The sequence below is a fragment of the Gluconacetobacter liquefaciens genome (assembly GCF_003350405.1).
Classification (GTDB): Bacteria; Pseudomonadota; Alphaproteobacteria; order Acetobacterales; family Acetobacteraceae; genus Gluconacetobacter; species Gluconacetobacter liquefaciens.
In genome coordinates this window covers 723,929-731,161 of the sequence record NZ_QQAW01000001.1, presented here as the reverse complement: position 1 = coordinate 731,161, position 7,233 = coordinate 723,929, and the positions used below count along the sequence as shown (strand labels likewise).

Annotated in this window: 5 protein-coding genes and 1 pseudogene; 3 read left to right on the top strand and 3 right to left on the bottom strand. The window is 57.9% G+C overall.

Annotated elements, in window-relative coordinates; genetic code table 11:
- Positions 1–59 precede the first annotated feature (59 nt).
- The 3 genes from C7453_RS03235 to C7453_RS03225 all read right to left on the bottom strand — a co-directional run bounded on the left by C7453_RS03235 (position 60) and on the right by C7453_RS03225 (position 4,820).
- On the bottom strand, positions 60–2,117 hold the full coding sequence (locus tag C7453_RS03235) for a TonB-dependent receptor (RefSeq protein ID WP_114725903.1): 2,058 nt from the start codon (positions 2,115–2,117) through the stop codon (positions 60–62).
- Between the two features lie 151 nt (positions 2,118–2,268).
- Positions 2,269–3,534: a M20 family metallopeptidase gene (locus C7453_RS03230; protein ID WP_114725901.1), complete on the bottom strand. Its 1,266-nt coding sequence runs from the start codon at positions 3,532–3,534 to the stop codon at positions 2,269–2,271.
- Positions 3,534–4,820: a M20 family metallopeptidase gene (locus tag C7453_RS03225; protein WP_114726124.1), complete on the bottom strand. Its 1,287-nt coding sequence runs from the start codon at positions 4,818–4,820 to the stop codon at positions 3,534–3,536. Before C7453_RS03225 ends, C7453_RS03230 begins: the two co-directional genes overlap by 1 nt.
- A gap of 170 nt (positions 4,821–4,990) precedes the next feature.
- On the opposite strand from C7453_RS03225, the gene C7453_RS18850 reads away from it, so the two are divergent.
- The 3 genes and pseudogenes from C7453_RS18850 to C7453_RS03215 all read left to right on the top strand — a co-directional run bounded on the left by C7453_RS18850 (position 4,991) and on the right by C7453_RS03215 (position 7,222).
- Positions 4,991–5,197 (top strand): hypothetical protein, encoded by a 207-nt coding sequence (locus C7453_RS18850; RefSeq protein ID WP_141289138.1) that lies wholly within the window; start codon positions 4,991–4,993, stop codon positions 5,195–5,197.
- Positions 5,134–5,753: pseudogene (locus C7453_RS03220) on the top strand (IS630 family transposase); the annotation flags it as partial. The gene C7453_RS18850 and the pseudogene C7453_RS03220, both read left to right, overlap by 64 nt.
- A 245-nt stretch (positions 5,754–5,998) precedes the next feature.
- Positions 5,999–7,222, top strand: coding sequence for a pyridoxal phosphate-dependent aminotransferase (locus tag C7453_RS03215; RefSeq protein ID WP_114725899.1), 1,224 nt, complete (start codon positions 5,999–6,001; stop codon positions 7,220–7,222).
- Positions 7,223–7,233: the final 11 nt, after the last annotated feature.

Here is a 7,233-nt window from a genome sequence, read left to right as displayed (position 1 = left end):
AAGATACATTTGGTTACATGAAAAAATCTGACCAAATGGCCTTGGTATAACTCATGATTTCAAGCTAATTTCTGACTTTCCAAACAGTCACTAAGGGTCAGTTTCGGAATCCCGGAATCTGTTCCCGCGTAGTTGGTATAGATGCCAAGCCAGCTCTGATGGGCGGCAAAATAGGCGTTGGTAGCAGAGGTGTTGAGCGCCTGGAAGATCTGATACTGCCCGCGCTCGTATCCCAGGTTCTGGCGGATGAAGAGATGCTTCAGGGGATGCAACTCTGCATTGAACTCGACGCCCCAAATATAAGATTTCGGAATATTGACATACATTCCGACAGGCCCGTAGTCCGGCACAAGATAGTTACTGATGGCCTGCTGCCCGTGATAGTCGTAGTAAAACGCGGCACCGTTCAGGCGCAGGACGTCCCTGATCGGATCCGATTTGAAGCCAACTTCGTAAGACAGCACGGACTCCGGCTTGAACGGCTGAAGCTGTTGCTGAAGGATCGTGTTGTTCGCGGAAAAGCCACCAGGCTTAAAGCCCTTGCTCATCTTGTAATAGAGCTGCAACTGATCCAGCGCCTGCCACTGAATGCCCAGCGTCCCGCTGAACTGGTTCGCCGCCGCACCGCTATTGGCAAAGCCAAGATCGTTCACACCGAAATGCACGGTGCGCATACCAAGAAGCTGACGATCGTCCGCTTCGTGGCTGATCCCGCCAAAGATCGTGACGCGATGCGCCAGGCGATAGGACAGGTGGGCATACTGGTTGAACGCCTGCTGGTTCTGACGAAAGGACGTCTCGGAATAATATCCACGCAGCGGCACGTAATCCGTAAAGTCGTTGAAAAACTGCTGCGACATCCTGGAGCGCGTATACGTCATCCCGACCTGCCATTGCAGGCGATTCTGCTCATGGGAAGAAAGACGCAGTTCCTGCGAGAATGCGTTCGCGACTACGTTGCGATACTGGTCGCCGGTGGCGCTTACCGTTCCGTCCTGGTCGGTATATTCACCCTCGCGCTCCGTCTCGAAGGCACTGATGCTGCGCAGAACCGCAAAATCCAGATCGCGCGACGCGTTGATCTCCGCACCCCAAAATGTATTGTGCTCTGATGGCTTCATGTCGGCCGAACGACCCACCAGATGCGCGAAACCCGGGCGCAGGTCCCAATTCGCTTCCTGATAACCAAGGGACGGAAGGCTCTGGGACGCAAGGAAATTCAGGATCGGCCGACCAGTGACGACCTGAGAATCGTCCTGCACCCAATGTCCCGAAAGCATGATCTCGGTCTTCTCGTCCGGACGCCAGCGAAGCTTGGCCCGCAGCGCAGTCTCGTTCGCATCGCCCAGATGCGTATGGTTGGCGGGGCTCCATTGATAACCGCCACCTTCGAGATTCTGCACCGCGATACGGAAAGCAAGCTTATCGGTAATCGGACCGGAGACGTAGCCCTGCACGCGATTGCGCGCATAACTCGCGATATCCTCCGAAACGCCCGCGTGCCATACGTCGGTCGGATTGGCCGTGCGGATATTCACTTCACCACCCGTGTCGTTCAGGCCATGGCTCGTCCCGGTAGGACCTGGATCGATCTCGACATCCTGAAGGTCAAACAGCATCCCGTTGGACATCGTACTGTACGGAAAGGCGACATCGTCGACATAAGTCAGCACCGACGACGTGTTGTTCTGGGTGTAGTCGTTGAAGCCGATGCCACGGATCCAGAAATTGGTGCTGGCAGTCCCCATCATGCTTTGGATAGTCACGTTCGGCGCGAGGGTCTGCAGTTGTCTGATGGAAACTATACCTTTTCGCAAAATATCCTGTGCACTCAAACGTGTTGCAGAATCGGGTTGATGCTGTGCCTTTGCGAATTTGAAGATACGGCGACTCGCGCTTATCACCAGATTTTCCTGCGCGGCCGCATCCACGCCGTGCCCAGCGCTCGCTTTATACACGGCTCCCTTCGACTGGCTCGCGCCGTTATCCTGCGCAACGGCATCCCGATAGGGAAAGGTCGAGGCAGCGCCCATCAGGAGACCGAGAAGGGATGCGCGCAGAGCGCGACGCTTCCTGTTTGCGGGCGCGAGGCACACTGCGATGGTTTGTCCAGTCATTACACTATTCCCATGAGATCGCGTGGCATTTCCGCATTCACCCGCCAGCGCGAGACGCTCGAATGTCACGAGGGCGCTTCCACCCCGACCGAGCCTTCGAGGCCCCACAACAAGTGTAATTTACATATGTTTTGTAAACGATACAAACATATTATTCTGGACCCGCATCTTTTTCTGAACTGGCTACGCCACACACCTGCATGATCGCGATCATGTAGATACGAATCATGTCGATATAATCTCTCAATTCGACCCGTTCGTCCGGCATCGTATTAAAGCGACCTCCCGGACCGCACACTACGCCCTGCATCCCGCCATGGTATTGAAGATGCCCTGCGTCAGTCCCATAGAAGCGCGCAGGGTGGGTCTGACCATTTCCCGGTACCCCACCTCGCACATAGGTATACGCACGCGCGACCGCCTCGACGACGGGCACCGTCTCGCTCTCGGCAAATGGGGGCATAACCGGATGCCCGTCGCTACCCTGTATATGCAATGTGATCCTTGCTTTCGGATGACGCTTGCGATGGACATCGAGCAGACGCTCCATATCCTGCCGCGCGCCCTCTTCGTCCTGCCCGACGGCATAGCGGCCGGACCCCCGGAGTTCCGCGACATCTGCAACCTGAGCGGGCCGCCAATCCTGGAATGTCGATCCCAGACCGGCTTTCATCGTGCCGACATGCACGCGATTGACTGATCCGTGACGCTCCGACCGCTGCCCCGAAAAGGTCATGTCGTTAAGGTCAGGAATTATTGCGGCCGCTATCGACAGCGCATCGACGCCCTCTTCGCGCTTGGAGAGATGTCGCGTATCGCCCTGTACCCTAATTTCAAAGACAAACGCGGCGGCATGCAGCGTCAGGATCTCCAGATCCGTCGGTTCACTGTTGATGAAATAATCTGCACGCACACCGTGGTCGACAAGAGCCTTTGTTCCCACCCCCCCCTGAAGCTCTCCGACGACATAAGACAGCAGAACGTCCCCGTTCAGACGGATACCCGCAGCCATCAGCGTCTCGACCGCGCAGAAATAGGCAGCATCTCCCGCCTTCATGTTGGACACACCGATCCCATAAATGAACGTGTCGTCCACCAAACCGCTCCAAGGATCGACGGTCCATCCCTCCGTGACAGGATTTGTATCCACGTGCCCGTTGAAGAGCAGACTGCAACCACCCCCCGCTCCCGACAGACGACCAACGGCATTGACCCGTCCGCCAGGCACAGGAATCAATGAGGTTTCCAGACCGAGACCGGACATGTCGTCAGCAAGAAGATGAACGAGAGCACGCTCCCCGTCCGTGGCACTGTAACTCTTGCAGCGCACCAGTTTCTGGAGGAACGTCACGCTTCGGTCCGGATCAAGCGCAGCCAACGCCTTCTGCCAGACTTCCTGCGAAACATTCTCAGTCATTATCGTTCTCCCTTGTCGGCGACGAAGGACGCCTCGTCACATTCCTCGGAAAGGAAGGACAGAATGGTGATGGAAAGAGACACAAGGTCGGGAACCGTCGTGAACTCTCCAGGTGAGTGGACTCGGCTCTCCGGCCTTATCAGGCCGCCAAGAAGGACTTCGGAACGTTGCGTCGCCTTCTGCACCCAACCAAAGTCCGAGCAACTGCTCGATCCCCATCGGCGGAACGTGTCTGGCGCATGGCCGAAGCCGCGTGCAACGGCCGCCTGCCAGCGCGGCCAATGCGGCCCATATGGATCGGACGTGGGGCAAAGATGGCCGGTCATGTCGATTTGACACAACAGGCCCGCCGGTACGCTTTCTCGCACCGCTATCTCGATCTCGGCGAAAATATCGTCAAACCGCTCCTCGGGCGCATAACGGCGGGAGACGGCGATATCCATGATCGAGGGAATCTGGCCGCCACTGCCCGTGCCACCACTCACCGCCATGATCGACAGGCTGGGACGCAGCGGCTCACCCTTCGCGTAAGGCGGAGCCGGCATGGCTGACTTTCGCGCCCGCACATTTGCCGCCAACTCGAGCAAAGCGGCTTGCACACGCACGCCACCTTCAACCGCATTGCGCGCAGCCCCGGCCGCCCCGGCATGCGTCGTGTGCCCAAAGAGGCGAATCCTGAGATTGAAGAGACCAAAACAGCCTGCCCAGATACGGGCTTCCGGCGTGCCATTGAAATTTATCGTTAGCGGTGGCACCTGCCCCTGTTCGGCAAGATAGCGAACACCTGGATAGAGCCCCCCCTCCTCGTCGGTACAGAACAGGAGGACCGGATTATAGCGCATGCGCAATCCGCACACGCGGGCCGCTTCCAGCGCCAGAAGCGCGGCAGCCATCGGTCCCTTCGTATCCGCAGCACCAAGACCGACAAGCCTATCGTCATGCTGTTCGAGCACAAATGGGTCGGATTGCCAGCCCTCAGCTGGAGGCACTGTGTCGACATGAAAATAAAGGCCGAGATCCTCCTGGGCCGAACACCCGGTTGCAACGACATTCACCCGCTCGCTAGCAACCCGCACATCCCTGGACCGCCAGAGTGCCTCAGGCACGAGATGTCGCCTCGTTTTCAGACCGAGTTCATGAAGGACTGGCTCTACAGCGTCTGCGAAAGCTGCGTAGTCAGGCTGACCTGGAAACGATGTGTCGATCTCGACGAACCGACGCAGATTTTCGACAGCCCGACCGGCATTCTGTCGGACATAGGCTTCGGCAGGCTCGAAAGTGCTCATTAATATGTCCGAATCGGATATAATCTGATTACGAAATAGACGCATAGATTTTGATCGTCAAGCATCCTGTCGATCGAGCAGGTAAAGGCGCGCGAAGCCTATGGCTCCTTCGATGATGCCGAAGACCGATTTGGCCTGCTGCCAGTTTCGGGAACACGAAGATAAGGATCGTGACGAAGGAACTGGAGAGTGGATATGACGAGGCGGAGAGCGTGTTGCGCCGCTGGATACGGGAACTGACCGCTACCCCAACTGTGGCGTTTCCGGGGAATGGGCAGATACAGACCGATCTGGCCGGTCAGTTGGCTTTGCGCGGCACTGGACATTCAAAAAAAAGACCGCACATGCATTGGATCAGGAACGCGAAGATATCCTGAAACGTCGGCAGGACTGGTTCGACGACCAGCCCGATCTCGATCCGCACCGCCTGGTCTTTATCGACGAAACCAGCCTCTCCACGAAGATGGGCCGCCTGCAGGGCCGCGCTGTACGCTCAGAACGCTGTCGGGCTGGAGTTCCTCATGGCCATTGGAAAACCACGACTTTCACCGCGGGCTTGCGCCTCACGGGCATGACCGCACCCTTCGTACATGAGGGCGCCATGAACGTCGAGATTTTTCAGGCCTATGTCGAGCACGCTCTCGTGCCAACGCTGAGCCCGGGCGATATCGTCGTGCTGGACAATCTGCCCGCACATAAGCGTCCGGGGACGCGACAAGCCATCGAACGAGCGGGGGCACAGATGATGTTCCTGCCTCTCTATAGTCCCGATTTCAATCCGATCGAAATGGCATTCGCCAAGTTCAAGGCCCTCCTGCGAACCAAGGCCACAAGAACCGTCACAGCCTGTGGGACGCCGTCGGATCAGTCCTGGATGCTTTCACCCCTGACGAATGTGCCAACTTCTTCACTGCCGCAGGGTATGAACCGGAATCAAGGTGGACGTGCTCTAGCTTAACCTGCAGGCCACGAAACCGACAGCAAACCGCTTCGCATGCTTCATGCCCAGAAACGCTGCTATACTCGCTCAAGGTGCATAACACCCTCTAAATCCGAACCATCCATCATCCTGAAAATGGAATGATTTCCGCACCAAAAGTAAGCCAAACGAAGAGGCTTGTCCGCTGCCGACCTGCTAGAAATTCTCGATCAGCCAGAGGCATAGGAAGAACGCAATCATGGGATGCTGGCCAGAATTCTCCAGATCCGCGAAACTGAACGGCATCGGTATTTCAGAAATCATCCGCATCGGCACGGAAGCACGAAAACTGGCCACCTCTCATGACGACGTCATCTCCCTCAGCGCGGGCGAGCCCGATTTTTCCACCCCCGACAATGTCAAGCTGGCTGGCATCAATGCCATCTTGACAAACCAGACACGTTACACGGCCCTCGACGGCACGGCCGCACTCAAGGCAGCGATCCGCCGTAAGTTCCAGCGCGAAAACGGCCTGGACTATGCCGAGAACGAAATCAGCGTCGGCGCGGGTGCAAAGCAGGTACTCTTCAATATCCTGATGGCGACTCTGGACCCGGGCGACGAGGTCATCGTCCCCACGCCATGCTGGACAACCTATCTCGACATGATCCGCCTCGCCGGCGGCACGGCAACCGTGGTCCCGTGTTCCGAAGAGACCGGCTTCCGCCTGTCACCGGAACAGCTCGCAGCCACCCTGACGCCCCGGACGCGCTGGCTGCTGCTCAACTCCCCCTCCAACCCCACGGGCGCCGTCTACAGGGCGTCGCATCTCGCGGCTTTGGGCGAAGTGCTGCGCGCGGTCCCGCGCGTCGGCATCATCTCCGACGACATCTACGAGCATGTCCTCTACGATCCGGCTCCATTCGCGACGATGGCCGCGACATGCCCGGACCTCAAACCCCGCGTGGTCACCGTCAACGGCGTGTCGAAGGCTTATTCGATGACCGGCTGGCGCGTGGGGTACGCCGCCGCCGCGCCGGAAGTCATCACCGCCATGGCCATCGTACAGAGCCAGAGTTCGTCCAATCCCTGCTCGATCAGCCAGGCGGCCGCGATCGAGGCATTGGATGGTCCGCAGGATGCCATAACCAGCCGACGCAACGCCTTTCGCAGCCGTCGGGACAGGATCGTCACCGGCCTTAACACGCTTCCCCATGTCCACTGCACCATGCCCGACGGGGCATTCTATGCGTTCGCAGACATGCGCGCGCTTCTTGCCAGACCGGAATTAAAACGCAAGGGTATCATCGACGATGCCGCGCTGTGCCGGTATTTCCTGCACGAATGCCATGTTGCGATCGTTCCCGGCTTCTGTTTCGGCGGGCCGGGATATCTGCGACTGTCCTACGCGGCATCCGACAAAATGATCGACGACGCGCTCGAGCGCATGAAAACGGGCGTCAATCGGTTACTGGCAGTATAGGAGACGGCTGA

What these genes read in the sequence shown, in the direction of transcription:
- C7453_RS03235 (WP_114725903.1), bottom strand. Translation starts at nt 2,117, where the DNA reads ATGACTGGACAAACCATCGCAGTGTGCCTCGCGCCCGCAAACAGGAAG.
- C7453_RS03230 (WP_114725901.1), bottom strand. Translation starts at nt 3,534, where the DNA reads ATGACTGAGAATGTTTCGCAGGAAGTCTGGCAGAAGGCGTTGGCTGCG.
- C7453_RS03225 (WP_114726124.1), bottom strand. Translation starts at nt 4,820, where the DNA reads ATGAGCACTTTCGAGCCTGCCGAAGCCTATGTCCGACAGAATGCCGGT.
- C7453_RS03215 (WP_114725899.1), top strand. Translation starts at nt 5,999, where the DNA reads ATGGGATGCTGGCCAGAATTCTCCAGATCCGCGAAACTGAACGGCATC.